A 17,186-nucleotide genomic window follows, 5' to 3' on the forward strand; every position below is an offset into this window, starting at 1 on the left:
ACAAGCTGTTTCAATAGCGGAAGACAGCCATGTCGATGATCAACTACGCGTCACGCGAGATCAACTGCAAGATCGTGTACTACGGTCCCGGGTTGGGGGGGAAGACGACGAACCTCGAGCACGTCTACGGCCAGGTCGAGCCGGACACTCGCGGCAAGCTCATCTCCCTCGCCACTGAGACCGAGCGCACCCTGTTCTTCGATTTCCTTCCGGTGGACCTCGGCACCATCCGTGGATTCAAGACCCGGTTCCACCTCTACACGGTGCCCGGCCAGGTCTACTACAACGCGAGCCGCAAGCTGATTCTGAAAGGCGTCGACGGCATCGTCTTCGTCGGCGACTCGCAGATGGAGCGGCTGGAGGCGAATCAGGAGGCCATGCAGAACCTGTACGACAACATGTCGGAGTACGGGTACGATCTGACGCGCATGCCCTTCGTGATTCAGTACAACAAGCGTGATTTGCCCAACGCCGCGCCAATTCGCGAGCTTCAGTCGGCGCTCAATCCTGGCTGGGAGGTTGGCGAGGCGTCGCGCATGCGCGTGACGCCGGATCCTTTCCACGCTGGCGAGCACCTCGTGGAACAGCTTGGAAGCGGGGAGTGGGTGGAGCATGCGCCGTACTTCGACGCCGTTGCCGTCACCGGCGAGGGCGTATTCGATACCTTGAAAGCGGTCAGCAAGTTGGTTCTCAAGTCGCTCGCCTGACGGCTGGCGATCGAAGATCGCCTGTTCGCTATCAGCGCAACGGACTAGAATTGAGGATGGGTCCGGAGCTTTGCCCTACACCAGTACGAAGCACACGTCGAGCTCCACGATAGCTTCGACCTGATAGCAGAAGCAGCCGCGAATGAATCTCCCGAACGGGTTGACTGTCGGTCGCATCGCGATCACGCCGCTGATTGCGTGGCTCCCTTTTTGGCCCGCAACTGCTCCACGGATGATCGCGTTCATCCTGTTCCTTGTCGCCGCCGTCTCGGACTATGCCGACGGCGTTCTCGCGCGCTCGCGAAAGCAGGAAACGACGCTCGGGAAGCTTCTCGATCCGCTCGCGGACAAGCTCCTCCTCATCGGCACGTTCGTGCCCATGTGGGCGCTGATGCAGAGCGCCAACAGTGGGATGCCGGCCTCCTCGTTCGCGACGAGCGATCTGTCTCCGCACACGCTGCCCTTCGTCACGCCGTGGGGTGACATGAGCTTGCCGTGGTGGATCGTCGTCATCGTCCTCGGGCGAGAATTGGCGATGACGATCTTTCGTCAGGCGGCCGCGCGACGAGGTGTCGTGATCGCGGCCATCGGGCCGGCAAAGGTCAAGACGATCTTTCAGCTCATCTGGCAAGGTGCCGCGTATTTCTGGTTCGTGGTCGCGACGATGGCATTGACGCGAGAGTGGCATGGCGCCGGTTGGCACGGCGTGGCGTTGTTCATCGGAACCGTCGGAACGATCGTGATGAGCGTTGCCGTACTGCTCACGCTCTACTCGCTGTGGCTATACGTGAGCCGCTACGGGCGCGTCTTCGTTCAGGCCCGCGCGCGTGGCTGATACGGCTCTGCCGTCGCGTTTCGGGACATGGACGTAGAGCTCATAACCATCGGCGACGAGCTCCTGCTCGGCTTCACGATCGACACGAACGCCGCGTACCTCGCGCGTGAGCTCGCGTCGATCGGTATCGGCATACGACGACGCGCTAGCGTCGGTGACGTGGCCGAGGACATCGCCGCCGCCGTCGGAGACGCGATCGAACGAACTGGCGCCGTCATAACGACTGGCGGACTCGGGCCTACGAGCGACGATCTCACCAAGCCCTCGATCGCCGCGCTCTTCGGACGCGGCATGTGTCTCGACGAGGAGCACGTTGTCTGGATGGAGAAACGCTGGCTACAGCGCTTCAACCGCAGCATGCCCGAGTCGAATCGGGCTCAAGCCATGCTCCCCGAGGGCGCGACGAAGCTCGTCAACAAGCACGGCTCCGCTCCCGGTATCTGGCTCGATGACGAGCGCGGACGATGGGTCGCGATGCTGCCAGGCGTGCCTCGCGAAATGAAGGGCATGCTCGCCGATACGCTTCTTCCCATTCTTCGGGAGCGAGCCGCGGCTGCAGGCGCCCCGTCGGTCGTTCGCTCGCTGACGCTGCGCACGACAGGAGTTGCAGAGTCGCTGCTCGCCGATCAGATCGATCCGATTCGGGAGCGGCTCGGCTCCGTCGCACTTGCATACTTGCCCGGCGCCGACGGCGTTGACCTGCGCCTTACGATTCGTGGCGTTCCATCTGACGGCGCCGACGAAACTCTGAGCAATGCCGCTGCGGTTCTGCGTTCGACGCTTGGCAAGTCCATCTACGCTCAAGACGACACAGAGCTCACTTCCATCGTGCTCGATCGCTGTCGACAGTTGGGGTACACGATTGCCGTCGCCGAGAGCTGCACAGGCGGACTGCTGGGTGCACGGTTGACGTCGATCGCTGGGTCGAGCGACGTCGTGCTCGGCGGCGTGATCGCGTACGCCAACGACGTGAAGGTTCGCATTCTTGAAGTCGATGAAAGCACGCTCGCTTCACACGGCGCGGTGAGCGAACCGGTAGCCCGACAGATGGCAGAGGGCGTGCGTCGCCGGCTCGAGGCGACCATCGGCATCTCCATCACCGGTGTCGCCGGCCCCAGCGGCGGAACGCCGGAGAAGCCCGTTGGCACAGTCTGGATTGCGGTCGCTTTGCCCGAGAATACGCGAGCGCTGCAGCTCCGACTCATCGGCGATCGTGAAGAGATCCGCCGTCGTGCGACTCAGAGCTCACTCGAGCTTGTACGACGAGCCTTGCTGGAGCGTGATTGAGGCGTGCATGGAGGTTGCACGCATCGCTTGCCCCGAGCAACTTTTCATATTGCAGCATGCTCGCGCTTGCTATCGATTGCCAGCGCGTTCCAGCGCCGAGAAGCGAGCTTGCTCGCGAGGACCCACTCACGATGAATCGTTCCGACAAGGATCCTGCGCGTCGCCCCAATGCTGAGCAGGGCGACGCGATGACTGACGAATTCGCATCGGTCGCTGGTGACGACGCTGGCGAGCCGGTTGCCGAAAGCACCGCACCCGACCCGCAAGGGGATACCAGCGTCGAGTCCGAGATGGAGCGCATACTCGCGGAGCAGCAGGATAAATACCTGCGACTCGCCGCGGAGTACGACAACTACCGCAAGCGGTCCGTGCGCGAGCGCCAGGAGGCGTCGCTGCGCGGGCAGGCGGAATTGCTCCGCGGGCTACTCGATGCGCTCGACGATCTTGCGCGATTTGCGCATGTCGATCCCGCGACCACGGACACGAAAACGGTCGTGGACGGCGTCGCAATGGTCGAGCGAAAGATGTTGAAGACGGTGACTGGTGTCGGGCTGGAGATCATCAATCCAGTCGATCAGACCTTCGACCCCGCGAGGATGGAAGCAGTTGCGACTGAGCCAGCGTTGGCGCCGGAAGACGATCACGTCGTCGCGAAAGTCTATCAGCAGGGCTATTTGTTCAACGGCCAGTTGTTGCGGCCAGCACGTGTCGTTGTGAAGCAGTGGAACGGCTGAGGACGTACTAGGCGCCATGGCGCAAAACAAAGACTTTTACGCGGTGCTCGGTGTCTCCGCCTCCGCGACGCAAGACGAGATCAAGAAGCAGTATCGAAAGCTTGCGGCGCGATATCATCCGGATAAGAACCTGAACGACGCGAAAGCAGCAGATCGATTCAAGGAGATCTCCGAGGCGTATCAGGTGCTCGGCGACGCCGACCGCCGCAAGCAGTACGACCAGATGCGGCAGCTGGGCGCATTCGGCGGCTTCGGTGGGCGATCAGGAGCTCGTCCGGGTGCTGGTACGGCCACGGGTGGTTTCCCTGGTGGCGGAAATTTCCATTTCGAAGATTTCGACATCGGCGGGTTAGGTGGGCTCGGAGACATCTTCAGCTCGATGTTCGGCAGTGGAAACACGGGTCGCACTCGTAGTCGCACTCCGGAGCGCGGTCAGGACATCGAGATGCAGCTCCAGGTTCCGTTCCGCGTCGCAGCGCTGGGCGGTAAAGTGCCCGTCGAGCTCGAGGTCAACGAAGAATGCCCGACCTGTCACGGCTCGGGTGCCGCGCCAGGCGCCAAGCTGCAGACGTGTCCGGAGTGCAACGGTCGCGGTACGATCTCCTTCGGCCAGGGCGGGTTCGCCGTGCAGCGTCCTTGTCCGATGTGCCTCGGTCGCGGACAGGTACCGACGGAGCGCTGCCCAACCTGCAACGGCGCCGGCGAAGTGCGCACGCGTAAGAAAGTTCTAATCACCGTGCCGCCGGGCACGGACGATGGATCGCGAATTCGCCTGAAGGGCCAGGGCGGTCGCGGGCAGCACAACGGTACGCCGGGCGATCTGCTCATCGCGTTTCAGGTGGAGCCTGATCGCTTCTTCCGCCGCGAGGGCCTCGACGTCATTGCGCCGGTACCGATCAACATCGCTCAGGCCACGCTGGGCTCGCGTATCAGTGTGCGGACCCTCGACGGAAAACGCGTGGCGATTCGCATTCCGCCTGGCACCGCGAACGGCAAGCGATTCCGCGTCCGCGGCCAGGGTATCGAGCGCGAGGGCGCCAAGGGCGACCTCATCGTGCAGGTAGACGTCCAGGTGCCGGAGAAGCTAACCGAAGACCAGGAGCGGGCGATGAAGGAGTTTGCGGAAGCTAGCGGGCTCAAATATTGACGTAATCCGAGGTCTCCCCGCCGTGCTCGCTGGTCGACATATTAGCCTTTCCATGGCTGACTCGACTCGACCATCCATCGTGCGTCACGCCAATGGTGCGCTGGATTTCACCGACTTTTCGGGCACGCTCTGGATGGTGTCGGAAATCGCTCGACTCGACTACTCCGAACGATTGATGGCGATGCTCCCGCATCCTGAGCGGCGTCAGGGGTGGCTGCTATTCGAGTCGGAGCACGGCGAGCGGCGGCGGCTCGCCCCGATTCCTGACGACTGGCGCGCCCTGACGAGCTCAGCGCTCGACCAATGCCTGCAACAGGCCGTGACCGCCACCGCCACCGAAGGCCGCCGTCGATCCGACGAGTCGTGTTAGGCGGCGAGAATCGGTAGCGGTGATCGCGAGTGCCGCGCGGCTTCGATAATGCCGCCGCCGAGAACACGCGCCTCGTCGTAGACCACCACCGACTGGCCCGGCGTGATTGCGGCGACGGGCTCGTCGAGCGCCAACTCGACTTCGTTTGTCGTTAGGCGAACGATCTCGGCGGCCGCAGCCGGGGCACGATGACGCACCTGTACCGAAACGCGCGCGCCGACGGCGGGCGTCTCACCGAGCCAATTCAGCTCGCGCGCGATGAGACCGCGGCCGAGCAACTCCTCGCGCGGTCCGATGACCACCGCCCGATCCTCGGCGCGGATAGCGACGACGTACATCGGCTCGCGGAAGCCGCCGGGCAGGCCGCGTCGCTGACCGATGGTGAAGCCCGCGAAGCCCTGATGTGTTCCAACGCGACGACCATCGGAGAGCACGACGGGCCCGGCCGAGAGTGACGGAGCGTCGGCGCCGAGATGCTTGCGGATGATCTTCGTGTGATCGCCGTCGGGCACGAAGCAGATGTCCTGGCTCTCCGTCTTCTCGGCCACCACCTCGAGCCCGAGGCCGTGAGCGACGGCGCGCGTCTCCGTCTTCGTGCGCGAACCGACGGGCAGGAGCATCCGCCTAACGACGTCGCGATGGATGCCCCACAGGAAGTACGACTGATCCTTTCGCGGATCGAGCCCGCGGTGCAGGGCGCCGTCGACGACGCGAGCGTAGTGTCCCGTCGCGATCCAGCGTGCATCGACGGCGTCTGCCTTGCGCAGCAAGTCGCGGAACTTCGTGAACGTGTTGCAGCGAACGCACGGAATCGGCGTGCGGCCGCGCGCGTACTCGTCGACGAAGTTACCGACGACGTCGCGGCCAAATGCGCTCTCGAGATTGAGCACGTAATGCGGGACGCCGAGCTGCTGACACACGCGCCGCGCATCGTTGATGGAATCCAGCGAGCAGCAGGGGCGATCGGGCCCATCGTCGCCATAGCAGAAGAGCTTCATCGTCGCGCCAACGACGTCGTAGCCCTGCTCGACGAGCAACGCCGCGGCGACGGACGAGTCGACGCCGCCGGACATCGCGACCAGCACCCGCTCCGGCATCGTCAGGCGCCGACGGGCTGCGGCCGTGCCGCCGGCGACTGACCGCGCGCCTTGCGGACCAGATTCGGGAAAACCTGCGCCACGCGCTCGATGCCCGCGTCGGTCGTTAGGCTTCCGAGGCTCATTCGAATCGCCGCGCTGGCGATGTCGGGGCGTACGCCGCACGCGGTCAACACGTGCGATGGCGTCACACTTCCACTCTGGCACGCCGATCCCGCCGAACATGCAATTCCCTGAAGATCGAGCGCAATCAAGAGCGACTCGCTATCGGTGCCGGGCACCGAAATGCTCGAGATGTGTGGCGCGCGCCGCGTCCCGCGTCCGTGGACGATCGCGTCCGGTACCTGCTCGGTGATTAACCGCTCGAGGTGATCGCGGAGCGTCGTGAGACGTCGACACTCCTCCTCGCGCTCGGCAAGCGTCAACTCCGCGGCTCGCGCCAGGCCGACCGCCATCGCGACATTCTCCGTCCCCGGACGTCGCCCGCGATCCTGCGTGCCGCCATGAAAGAGCGGCTCGATCGGCGTGCCGCGCCTAACGAACATCGCGCCGCACCCCTTGGGGGCGCCAATCTTGTGGCCGGAGATGGAGAGGAAATCGAATGGCATCGCGCCGGCATTGATCTCCACCTTTCCATACGCCTGAACTGCGTCGGTGTGAAAGAGCACGCCGCGCGCGTTAGCGGTCGCCGCCAGCTGGTCGATCGGCTGAATCGTCCCGATCTCGTTATTCACCCACATCACCGATGCGATCGCGACGTCGTCACCGACGAGCCGATCGAACGAGCTCGTGTCCACGACGCAGTCGCGCGTCATCTGGCAGAGTCGCTCCTCTGCGCCCTCGCGACCCGCCTGGTGCACGGCCGCGAGCACTGCCTTATGCTCGATCGGCGTGCTGACCACCGCGTTACGCCCTTCACTCCGTCGCGCGCGCCAGCCGCCAAGGACCGCGAGGTTGTCGGACTCGGTGCCGCCGGAGGTGAAGCAGATCTCGTCAGTGCGTGCTCCAAGACAGGCGGCGACGCGTTCTCGCGCCTCATCGAGCGCTACGCGGGCTTCGCGTCCCCAGCGATGGATGCTCGACGGGTTTCCGAAACGCGGACCGAAGAACGGCTCCATCGCCTCGCGCACCTCGGGCCGAACCGGCGTCGTCGCCGCGTGATCGAGATAGATAGGCTCAGGCATGGCAAGAATATAGCGCGTCGAACACTTCTTTTCAGCGCGTGTATCAGGGCTGTACTTTGGGACACAACCAAGGCGCGCATATGCCTATGCCCCGCATGCACCCGCTCGCCCTGCTGCTCGTGTTTCTCCTCTCCACCCGGCTACACGGACAGAAGACTCCCGATCGGCCACCGATCGATCTTTCTCCGCCCGCGCCCGAAGAGCAGCCAAGCAGGAGCGATCCGCTGTCGGGATCGATCTTCGCCGGTTGGGGCGTTCCGGTCGGCGCGTTTCACCGAAATGAAGATGGTGGCGGTGGCTTCGGCCTCCAGGGAGCCTACGCGCTCGATCGCGCGCGACATTTCGCACTACGTCTCGAGGGCGGCTTTCTCGCCTATGGCTATGTCAGCGGCGACGTGAATGTCCCCCAGTACGATGAATTCGGGATCTACGAGGGGAGTACGGACGTCTCCTACGCGGTGCGGCAGCACCAGATGTACTCACTCGACTTCGGTCCCGAAGTGACGGCGGGCCGTGGCACTGTTCGACCGTACGCCTTCGCCACCGCGGGGTTGTCGTATTTCCGGAGCACGATGAACGTCAGGCCACCGCAGTACGACGGCGACGGTGGTGACGATCGAACGATCTTCGGCGCGGAAAACTTCGCCTGGAGCACGGGCATCGGGCTCCGCATCGGTCCTCGGAACGCACGTTCCGGCGCGTTCGATATCGGCGTACGATTTCGTCGTAATGCACGCGCGCACTACGCGAATGACCGCTCGTTGAGCAGCCTATCGAACGGCGCAGCTGTCGTGTCGCCGTTCTACGGCTCGGCAAATGTGATCACGATCTATGCGGGAGCCTGGGTCGGGCCTCGCAGACGCGGATAGGGGAATAGGGGCTAGCGTGCGTTATGGGAATTCGGGGGATAGCGACCACGGGACGGAAGCCCTGCCCCCCGAAAGTTAGAAGTCGCCTCGAGGGAAGCCGCGTTCGTGTCGAGGAAAGCCGCCTTCGTCTCGAGGAAAGCCGCGTTCGTGTCGGGTGAAGCCGCGTTCGTGTTGGGAAATGCGACCTTCGCCTGCCGACTAGTCAGCGTGACTGCGAGCAATTACCTCGTTCGCCTCGGGAGTTGGAGCGTTCGCCTCGGGAGTTGGAGCGTTCGCCTTGGGAGTTGGAGCGTTCGCCTTGGGAGTTGGAACGTTCGCCTGTTTTGCCGGAGTCGAGGCGCAGGAGCACGACGTGGTAGCGCTTGCGCACCGCCTCGATGCGATCGAACCAGAGCGAGCGATCGACGGCGGTGAAGTCTCGGCATCCTGCGTCAGCAGCTGTCGCAACGAGCGGGACGCGGCCTGGAGGTCGTCGTAGCTGCCGACGGAGGAGGGGTCGCTCCAGAGTTCCGTGCGTCCGATAGTAGGCGCAGGGCAGGCTCGGACAGCTGTCGGGACGCGCATGGCGCGAATGAGGGGCGAATCCCACAAGACACAAAGCTCCATCGCTTCGTCGACTCCATCAAAAGAACGATGGAGTCGCAGGTAGCTGGATTCGATTCGACCGCCTTCGCGTGATTCGCGTCCAAGAAACCCTGGACTCTGCACGCGGCATAGCTTGGAGGAGCCGTCGGGGCAGTCTGGAGTGGGCCCCAGGAGCGAGCGGCTCCGCTATCAATAACTCGATTACGCTGACCCTAGCCCCTCTTGTAAAACTTCCCCCGTACCGCCCAGAGCTCGGGAAAGAACCGCTGATTGATCGTGTGCTGCAGATACCGGGCGCCGAGGGTACCTCCCGTGCCGCCGGTCGTTGGACCGATGATGCGCTCGACCAGTTGTACATGCTTGAATCGCCACTGCGCGAACTGCTGTTCGTATTCGAGCAACGCCTCGGCGAGGAAGAAGAGGAGGCTCGGCCCCGGACCGACGTACAGCTGCTCGAGCGTCGTCTTCTCCTTCGCGAGGAGCCGGCAGAAGAGATCCTGGAGGGTTGGTCGCGCCACGCAGCGTTGAACGAGCGGCGGGATCGGCCCATGCTCCTCGAGCGCGTGCATGAAATGAGCATCTCGTAAACCAGACGCTGCTTCGATCGCGCGGAACTGCACGCTTTGCGACCCACTCGACGCGCCAAGATACCCGCGAAACTGGGCGAAGTGCTGCGGCGGCAGCGTCTCGAGCGAGTCCAGCTGTGCCGACACGATGCGCATCAGCGCGTTGAGCCGGCCCATGTGCCACAGCGACCGGCCGGCGTCAAAACGTTCGAGCGCAACGGTCAGCTGGTCCAGATCGAAGAGGATCGCCTTGAACCAGAGCTCACTCGCTTGATGCACGACGATGAACAACAACTCATCGGGGTGCTCGGGCGTCGATCGCGGCCGCTGGAGCGCGAGCAGCTCGTCCAGTGCGAGATAGCTCCCGTAGTCGATGCCCTCATCGTCGCCTCGAGATGCCGGCGCCTTACGAGCGCGCGATCGTTTGGATGAGCTCAAAAGGTCGCGACCTCGAGTGCGACGATGTCGTCCACGAGCATCGTCTCGACGGCAAGGAACGGCTCACCAAACCGACGCCGGATCAGCGAGCCATAGTACGCGGCATAGTGTCGAACCATGTCGTACAGCGGCTCACCGTTGGGGTAGACCTCTCCCGCCTGCGTGACGCCGCCGAACTGCGAATCGTAGCAGCGCACCGCGTCCATCTTGCGATCGAAGTCCTCGCTGACGTCGACGACGAACGTCGGCTTCGGCGCATCCTGCCGAAAGGACAGCGTGTGTACGACTTTGTGCGGCCGATGCTTCGGCACATCGGGCGCCAGCTTGGCCAGGCCGGCAACAAAACAGGCATCGCGCACCAGCTGCGACGTCACGATGTGATCGGGATGTCGGCCGGTCGGCGCCGGCGCGATCACGACGCGCGCCCGGAATCGACGAATGACTCGGGCGAGTCGCTCGCGCGTCGGTGGATCATTGACGATTCCCGCATCGGGGAGATCGAGATTCTCGCGCGCCGCCAGTCCCATAATCTCGGCGGCACGACTCGCCTCGGCGGCGCGCATCGCCACCGAGCCGCGGGTTCCCATCTCACCTTGCGTGAGATCGATCACGGCTGTGCGGTAACCCTGGCGCGCCGCCTTGATGAGCGTTCCGCCACACGTCAGCTCGACATCGTCGCGATGCGCGGCGATGGCGAGCAGATCAACGTCGGTCACGGTCGTAGAGCGTAGTGCGTTGGGCGTTGAGTGTCGTCCCTTCCGCGGCGAAGCTTACCTTCCAGCCCCAATTGCCGCTACGCATCTCACATCGGTTATTCGTACCGCAACGCATCGATTGGATCGAGTCGCGCCGCGCGCCGCGCCGGGAGAAGACCGAACACGAGCCCGAGCGACACCGACACCAGCACGGCCACCGCGGTGAGATTCAACGGCGGAACCGCGTGGACGTGCATCAGAAGTGTGATCACGCGGCCGAGCCCGAGTCCGACGAGAATCCCAATCACGCCGCCGGCGCCAGTGAGGGTCGCTGCTTCGAAGAGGAACTGCAAGAGAATGTCGGCGCGCGTCGCACCGACCGCTTTGCGCACACCGATCTCGCGCGTTCGCTCCGTCACGCTGATCATCATCACCGCCATCACGCCGATCCCGCCGACCAGCAACGCGACTCCCGAGAGCGCGATCATCACGAGGAAGAAGACACCCGTCAGCTTGTTGAACACATCGAGTATCTGATCCTGCGTGATCATGTCGAAGGTGTTATGGTCCGCCGGACGGAGGCGCCGCATCTCGCGCAGCGCAATCGTCACCGCTTCCTGTGCATCGATGACCGTGACTCCGGGATTCGGCTTCACCGGTATGTACAGCGCGACGGTCTTGTCGATCGTGAACTGATGATCGAGCATCGCAAACGGCACGATTCCAGCGATCTCCTGACCTGGGGGTTTGAAGATGTTCGCCGCCGGTTGGTAGATACCGACGACACGCGCCGGACGACCGCCGAGCCTAACGAGTTTATCGAGTGGCGAGACCGCCCCGAAAACCTTTCGAGACACGTCGGCGTCGAGCACGACGACCGCGGCGCCGCTGGTGAGCTCGGCGTGGGTGAACCACCGGCCCGAGGCGAGATCGCCACCTTGAATCTCGGTGAAGCCGTCGTCCGCTCCCATGATGGCCTGCGGCTGCGTGCGCACCCCATTGTATTCGACGCGCTGGATCACCTGCGCCCAGATGCTCGCGTACGCGATCATCGGGAGGGTAGCGATGCGCTCGGCTTCATCTCGCGTCAGATCGGGGCGAACGCGAATCCACTTCGGGAGCCGGTCCGGATTGAGCGGGGTCTGCGAAAAGACTTTCATCACGTAGAACGTCGTCGGGCCCGCAATCTCGATCGTTTCCACGATCTGATCGCGAATCCCCTGGACGATCGACGCCATCGCCATGACGACCGAGACGCCGATCACCACTCCGAGTACCGTGAGCCCCGAACGAAGCTTGTTCGCGCGCAGCGAATCGAACGAGAGCGTGATCGTCTCGCGGAGATTGGCGAGGAATCTGATCCACGCGGCGCGCCGCACCACGGTACGTTCGCGAGGGGCTTTGGACGCCATCATTCCGCCCTCAGCGCGGTGACTGGATCGAGACGCGCCGCTCGAGTCGCCGGGTAGACCCCGAACAGAACGCCGACGCCGGCGCCTAACGACAATGCCATCACGACGGACCAGGTCGTGACGCGAGCCGGCAGCGGCGACACCGCGGCGATCGCCGTCGAGAACAGCCAGCCGCCGAGCGCACCCGTGGCACCGCCGAGCGTTGCCAGCATCACCGCCTCGGCGAGGAATTGCGCCTGGATGTCGCGTCGGGTCGCGCCCACCGACTTGCGCAGCCCGATCTCGTGGGTGCGCTCACGAACCGACATCAGCATGATGTTCATGATGACGATGCCGCCGACGAGAATGCCGATGCCGACGACCGCCGGAACGACGCTGAACAGCACGCTCGTCAGGCTCTTCCAGAAGCTGATCAGCGCGTCGGACGTCTCGATCGAGAAATTATCGCCATCGTTAGGTTTCAGGCGATGCGCAATACGCATCGCCTCCTGCGCTCGTGCCATGGCGTCTCCGACCATGGTCGCATCCGGCATCTTCACGGAGATCGTCGTCGTCTGGCGCCGGCCGTACATCGACTCGAACGTGGAGAACGGAAGCATCACGAAGCCGTCGAACGACTGGCCGAGGATCTTTCCTTTTCGCGCGACGACGCCAACGATCGTGAAGAGATCTCCGTGGATACGAATCTGACGGCCCACCGGATCGATCGTCTCGAACAGCTTCTCCGCGATCTCGGCGCCGACCACACAGACGTAGCGTCGCTCGCGCACGTCCACGTCGCTGAGCGGTTGACCCGACGAGAAACGGTAATCCTTCACGACCTGGTAGTCCGGCGTGATGCCGAAAACGAGCACATCGCCTAACGTGCGATCGCCCCAGACGATGTCCGATTGCGGCGTTGGATAACCCGACGTCAGACTGATCGCCGTCGCCTCGGGGAGCGCCTGTCGCACCCCCGCCGCGTCTTCGGGTGTGATCTTCGGGCGTCGGAGCACAACGCGCCAATCATCCTCGTTGAAGAGTCCGACGCGTGCCGGCATGCGTCGCACCTCGAAGGTGTTCGTGCCGACCACATTGTCGGCGATATTCTCTTTGACGTACGCGTTCATCCCCTGGATGATCGCGACGACGGCGACGAGAAAGGCCACGCTGACAATGATGCCGAGCAACGTGAAAAACGAGCGAAGTTTATTCGCCCGCAGCTGCCGGAACGCCGTCAGGAGAACATCGTCGAAGCGCACGTGGAAGCGACGAGTGGCCAGTACCGAGTACACGCGAAGAGCGGTAAGCAAGCTTACCGCTCTTTTTCGCGACATGCTACAACGTTCTTCTGGAGCAACGTGGCGGCGCCACTCGCCACTCGCACCACTCACTCGTACCGGAGTGCCTCGATCGGATCCAATCGCGCGGCGCGATAGGCGGGCATGATACCGCAAACCACGCCCGTCAGGGCGCTCATACCGAGTGCCGCGGCGATCGACGTCATCGGCGTGGACGCTGGTATCGCCGGCCATTTCGTGCGGACGACGACGGCGACGACAATACCGAGCACGAGCCCGACCGCGGCGCCCATCGCCGTGAGTGTCACGGCTTCGACGAGGAATTGCCAGAGAATCGTCCCGCGCGTTGCGCCGAGCGCCTTACGAATGCCGATTTCTCGCGTGCGCTCGGTGACCGAGATCATCATGATGGCGACCACCCCGACGCCGCCCACGAGAAGTCCGACCGCCGACAGGGAAATCCCGACAAGGAAGAACGTTCCGAACAGCTTGTTGTACGTCTCCAGCAGACGGTCCTGCGTAACGATGGCGAAGTTATTGGGCTCACTCGGACCCAGACTGCGCATCGCACGAAACTGTGCCGTGACTTCGTCTGTCGCTTCGTCGACGCTGACTCCGGCTCGCGGCTTCACGATCAGATTGTTGCCGCGCATCCAGAAGCTCAGATGACGCCGCGCGGTCTCCCAGGGAAGAATCGCTTTTGGCGAATCCCCGCCGCCCGCGGACGTCGGCGTGCCCATCGGACTTGCCATGTAGTGGTACAGACCGATCACTCGAAATGGGACGCCGTTGATCGTTAGGTCCTTGTCGATCGGATCGGAATCCCCGTAGAGCATCTCCGCCATCTTGTCGTTGATGACGACGACCGGGGCGGCATTCGCGTTCTCGGCGTACGTGAAACTTCGCCCCGGATAGATGTCGCCGCCGTCGACGTCCGTCCAATTCGGCGTGTACGCTTCCATGCCCGCGTTGAGCTCACGATCCTTGTACTTGAACGTGCCGCCGTTGGCGACGTGCGAGGTCACCGCCAGGATGCTCGGCAGCCGCTCGATCGCGTTTGCTTCGTCGATCGTGATCGGAGGGTTGCGTCGATCGGGACAGGTTTCGTCAGTACCATCACACGCTTGGAACGCGGCGATGTTCCGTCGATAGATGAAGAAGGACGTTGGGCCGGCCGCCTCGACGTCTCGCGCGAAGCTCTCATTGATACCGCGCACGACGGACGAGAGCGCGACGACAACGAAGACGCCGACCGCCACGCCCATGATCGTGAGCATCGCGCGGACTTTGTTGGATCGCATCGAGTCGATCGCGAGCGTAACGCCTTCGAACGCGAGCAGCAGTCGATTCAGAATGCGCATCTCATCACTCCTGTCGAAGCGCCTCGATCGGATCGAGCAGCGAGGCGCGCCGGGCGGGATAGACGCCCGAAACGATGCCGACGACGAGGCCCAGCATGGTGGCGGCGACGAGCGACCAGGGTGCGACGGCGGCGGGGAGGAACGGGAACTTCCAGGAGATTCCCTTGGCGATCGCGATACCCAGCGCAATGCCGATCAGCGCGCCGAGCGTGCTCAACGTCGCCGCCTCGACGAGAAACTGGCCCAGGATGTCGCGGCGCCGAGCGCCTAACGATTTGCGGATCCCGATCTCGCGCGTTCGCTCGGCGACGGCGACGAGCATGATGTTCATGATCACGAGTCCGCCGACGATCAGTCCGACGAAGGGCAGGGCGGTCCCCGCGACCGTCATCACCTTGCGCGTCTTCTCGAACGCCACGAGCGCCGTCTCCGACGTTTCCATGGCAAAGTCGTCGGGCTGGACGGGTCGCAGATGCCGGAAGCCACGGAGGAACTCGCGTACGTTCTCCATCGAGTCGTACATGAGGAGCTGCGACGCCGACTGCACCATCAATCCGTCGATGTCTCCACGAGGATTGGTGAGCCGATGCATCGGTGAGCTGAACGGCGCGATGACCATCTTGTCCATCGACATGCCGAACAGGGAGCCCTGATGCTCGATGACGCCGATGATCGAGTACGGCATGCTGCCGATTCGGAGCTCGCGGCCGATAGCGTTGAGGCCCGGGAAGAAGAACTTGGCCACTTCGTCGCCAATGACGACGACGGGAGCGCCGAGCTCGACTTCCTGTTGGGTGAACGCCCGTCCGCTGCTCAGATCGTACTTCTTTATCGTGAAGTAGTCGCCATCGACCGCGTGTGCTTCAACCTGACGCGGGCGCGCGTACGGCGACGTCGCCCAGAGATTCTCCTGGCTCTCGACGGCCCAACGCGTCCCGTTAGGCAGCACGGCGACGATCGCGCGCACATCCTTCTGGTAGAAGGGCGGTCGTTTCTGCCACTCGCGCCACTGCTCGCGCGTGGTGTTGTTGCCGAACCAGGGGAAGCGCCGCAGGGTGAACGTATTGGCCCCGAGGATGCGACCGATGAAGTCGTTCTCGACATATCGGCTCATGCCCTCGACGATCGAAACGACAGTGATGAGGAACATGACGCCGATCGTCACGCCCGCGAGCGTGAAGAAGCTCTTGAGCTTCTGCACGCGGATCTGTGCAAGCGCTAGGCGGACGGCTTCGAGGAGAGACATCAATGGTTGTCGGTGATTGGTCGTTGGTGATTGGTGCCCCTGTCTCAGCCGGCGAGCAGAGCTCGCCGGCCTTCTCCTCTCACCAACAACCAACAACCAATCACCTGGCACTCACTCATATCGAAGTGCTTCCACCGGATCCAAGCGCGATGCCCGGAAGGCGGGGAGCATGCCGAACAGCACGCCCGCGATTGCGCTCGATGCGAGCGCGGCGACGATGGCGATCGGAGGCGTGGACGCGTCGATCGGGGTCAGGCTGCGAATGACGAGCGTGAGGGTGCCGCCAATGATCAGTCCGACGATCGCTCCGACCGTTGTCAGCGTCGCCGCTTCGACGAGGAACTGCCAGAGAATCAGGCGGCGCGTCGCGCCTAACGCCTTGCGCACGCCGATCTCGCGCGTCCGCTCGGTCACCGAGATCATCATGATGGCGACCACGCCAACGCCGCCGACCAGCAACCCGATCGCCGAGAGCACCATCATCACGAGAAAGAACATTCCGACGATCTTGTTGTAGAGCGCGAGAATCTTCTCGGGTGTCGTGGTGAAGAAGTCGTTCGTCTGCCCAGGTCGGAGATGCCGGGCGGCGCGCAGCGTTGCGATGGTCTCGTCCATCGCGGCGTCCCGATCGACGCCGTCTCGGGGCTTCACCGAGAGCTCCAGCCACCAGAGGCTCACGTTCAACCGGCGCTGCGCGGTGGTGATGGGAACGATCAGCTTCCCCTTGTCGCCGCTGTCGAAGAGGTTCGGGATCGGGTTGTAGACGCCAATGACCGTGAACAGCTCGCCGTTGAGGCGAATCTCCTTCCCGACTGCTTCCTCGCCGTTGAACAAACGCTCAACGACCTTGTCGTTCACGAGGACGACGGGCGCGGCCGCGTCGTATTCGGACGAGGTGAAGTTCCGACCGCTGGTAATATCGCCACCCGCCATGTCGAACCAGTTGGTCGAGTAGCCGGTCACTCCTACTCCAGGCAGCTCGCGATCCGCGTACTTCGTGCTCGCCGACGTTTCGATCGACGCGCTCACGTCCTTCACCATCGGCAGTTGCTGAATCTCGTGGGCCTGGTCGAGCGTGAGCGGACGGAAGCGAATCCAGGGACAGGACTCGCCACCGCCGTCGCACGAGGTGAACTCGGCTGGCCAACGGGAGACGAAGAACGTCGTCGGCCCGGCAGCAGCGAGACTTCGCGAGACGCCCGAGTTGATGCCGTGCACCGCCGCCGACATCACCGTCACGACGAACACGCCGACCGCGATGCCGAGAATGGTGAGGCCGGCGCGTACCTTGTTCGTGCGAATTGCGTCGAAGGCGATGAAGATGCCTTCGGTGAGCTGGTACAACGTGTTCGTGATGGATCGCGTCATGAGTA

Annotated in this window: 16 protein-coding genes; 7 read left to right on the plus strand and 9 right to left on the minus strand. The window is 63.5% G+C overall.

The annotated features are described in order from the left end of the window. The first annotated feature begins 29 nt into the window (after nt 1-29). The 6 genes from VGH98_00005 (at nt 30) to VGH98_00030 (ending at nt 5,080) form a co-directional block, all read left to right on the plus strand. Nucleotides 30-707, plus strand: a complete 678-nt coding sequence (locus tag VGH98_00005) for an ADP-ribosylation factor-like protein (protein HEY2374328.1) — start codon at nt 30-32, stop codon at nt 705-707. A gap of 142 nt (nt 708-849) precedes the next feature. Beyond that, nucleotides 850-1,542, plus strand: coding sequence for a CDP-alcohol phosphatidyltransferase family protein (locus VGH98_00010; GenBank protein ID HEY2374329.1), 693 nt, complete (start codon nt 850-852; stop codon nt 1,540-1,542). Between the two features lie 27 nt (nt 1,543-1,569). Then, a complete protein-coding gene (locus tag VGH98_00015; GenBank protein HEY2374330.1) occupies nt 1,570-2,829 on the plus strand; it encodes a competence/damage-inducible protein A in 1,260 nt (419 codons plus the stop codon). Between the two features lie 131 nt (nt 2,830-2,960). After that, nucleotides 2,961-3,563, plus strand: coding sequence for a nucleotide exchange factor GrpE (locus tag VGH98_00020; GenBank protein HEY2374331.1), 603 nt, complete (start codon nt 2,961-2,963; stop codon nt 3,561-3,563). 16 nt (nt 3,564-3,579) lie between these two features. After that, nucleotides 3,580-4,710 (plus strand): J domain-containing protein, encoded by a 1,131-nt coding sequence (locus VGH98_00025; GenBank protein HEY2374332.1) that lies wholly within the window; start codon nt 3,580-3,582, stop codon nt 4,708-4,710. Between the two features lie 52 nt (nt 4,711-4,762). Continuing rightward, entirely contained in the window at nt 4,763-5,080 is a 318-nt protein-coding gene (locus VGH98_00030; protein HEY2374333.1) for a hypothetical protein, read from the plus strand. Here the strand turns inward: VGH98_00030 and mnmA are convergent. Continuing rightward, entirely contained in the window at nt 5,077-6,177 is a 1,101-nt protein-coding gene (mnmA, locus tag VGH98_00035) for a tRNA 2-thiouridine(34) synthase MnmA (GenBank protein ID HEY2374334.1), read from the minus strand. The genes VGH98_00030 and mnmA overlap by 4 nt on opposite strands. Before the next feature lie 2 nt (nt 6,178-6,179). Next, on the minus strand, nt 6,180-7,361 hold the full coding sequence (locus tag VGH98_00040) for a cysteine desulfurase family protein (protein HEY2374335.1): 1,182 nt from the start codon (nt 7,359-7,361) through the stop codon (nt 6,180-6,182). 80 nt (nt 7,362-7,441) lie between these two features. On the opposite strand from VGH98_00040, the gene VGH98_00045 reads away from it, so the two are divergent. Continuing rightward, the gene (locus tag VGH98_00045) at nt 7,442-8,230 is read left to right on the plus strand and encodes a hypothetical protein (protein ID HEY2374336.1); all 789 of its coding nucleotides are present in this window, start codon (nt 7,442-7,444) and stop codon (nt 8,228-8,230) included. 797 nt (nt 8,231-9,027) lie between these two features. Here the strand turns inward: VGH98_00045 and VGH98_00050 are convergent. The 7 genes from VGH98_00050 to VGH98_00080 form a co-directional block, all read right to left on the minus strand. Then, the gene (locus VGH98_00050) at nt 9,028-9,819 is read right to left on the minus strand and encodes a tryptophan 2,3-dioxygenase family protein (protein ID HEY2374337.1); all 792 of its coding nucleotides are present in this window, start codon (nt 9,817-9,819) and stop codon (nt 9,028-9,030) included. Then, nucleotides 9,816-10,535, minus strand: a complete 720-nt coding sequence (gene bshB1, locus VGH98_00055) for a bacillithiol biosynthesis deacetylase BshB1 (protein ID HEY2374338.1) — start codon at nt 10,533-10,535, stop codon at nt 9,816-9,818. The genes VGH98_00050 and bshB1 overlap by 4 nt, the downstream gene beginning before the upstream one ends. A gap of 95 nt (nt 10,536-10,630) precedes the next feature. Beyond that, nucleotides 10,631-11,929, minus strand: a complete 1,299-nt coding sequence (locus tag VGH98_00060; protein HEY2374339.1) for an ABC transporter permease — start codon at nt 11,927-11,929, stop codon at nt 10,631-10,633. Further along, nucleotides 11,926-13,218, minus strand: coding sequence for an ABC transporter permease (locus tag VGH98_00065; protein HEY2374340.1), 1,293 nt, complete (start codon nt 13,216-13,218; stop codon nt 11,926-11,928). Before VGH98_00065 ends, VGH98_00060 begins: the two co-directional genes overlap by 4 nt. Before the next feature lie 77 nt (nt 13,219-13,295). After that, nucleotides 13,296-14,567 (minus strand): ABC transporter permease, encoded by a 1,272-nt coding sequence (locus VGH98_00070; protein ID HEY2374341.1) that lies wholly within the window; start codon nt 14,565-14,567, stop codon nt 13,296-13,298. Nucleotides 14,568-14,571: 4 nt separating this feature from the next. Continuing rightward, entirely contained in the window at nt 14,572-15,813 is a 1,242-nt protein-coding gene (locus VGH98_00075) for an ABC transporter permease (protein ID HEY2374342.1), read from the minus strand. A 111-nt stretch (nt 15,814-15,924) separates the two neighbouring features. Next, nucleotides 15,925-17,181, minus strand: a complete 1,257-nt coding sequence (locus VGH98_00080; protein ID HEY2374343.1) for an ABC transporter permease — start codon at nt 17,179-17,181, stop codon at nt 15,925-15,927. Between the last annotated feature and the right edge of the window lie 5 nt (nt 17,182-17,186).

The sequence above is a fragment of the Gemmatimonadaceae bacterium genome (genome assembly GCA_036496605.1).
Taxonomy (GTDB): Bacteria; Gemmatimonadota; Gemmatimonadetes; order Gemmatimonadales; family Gemmatimonadaceae; genus AG2.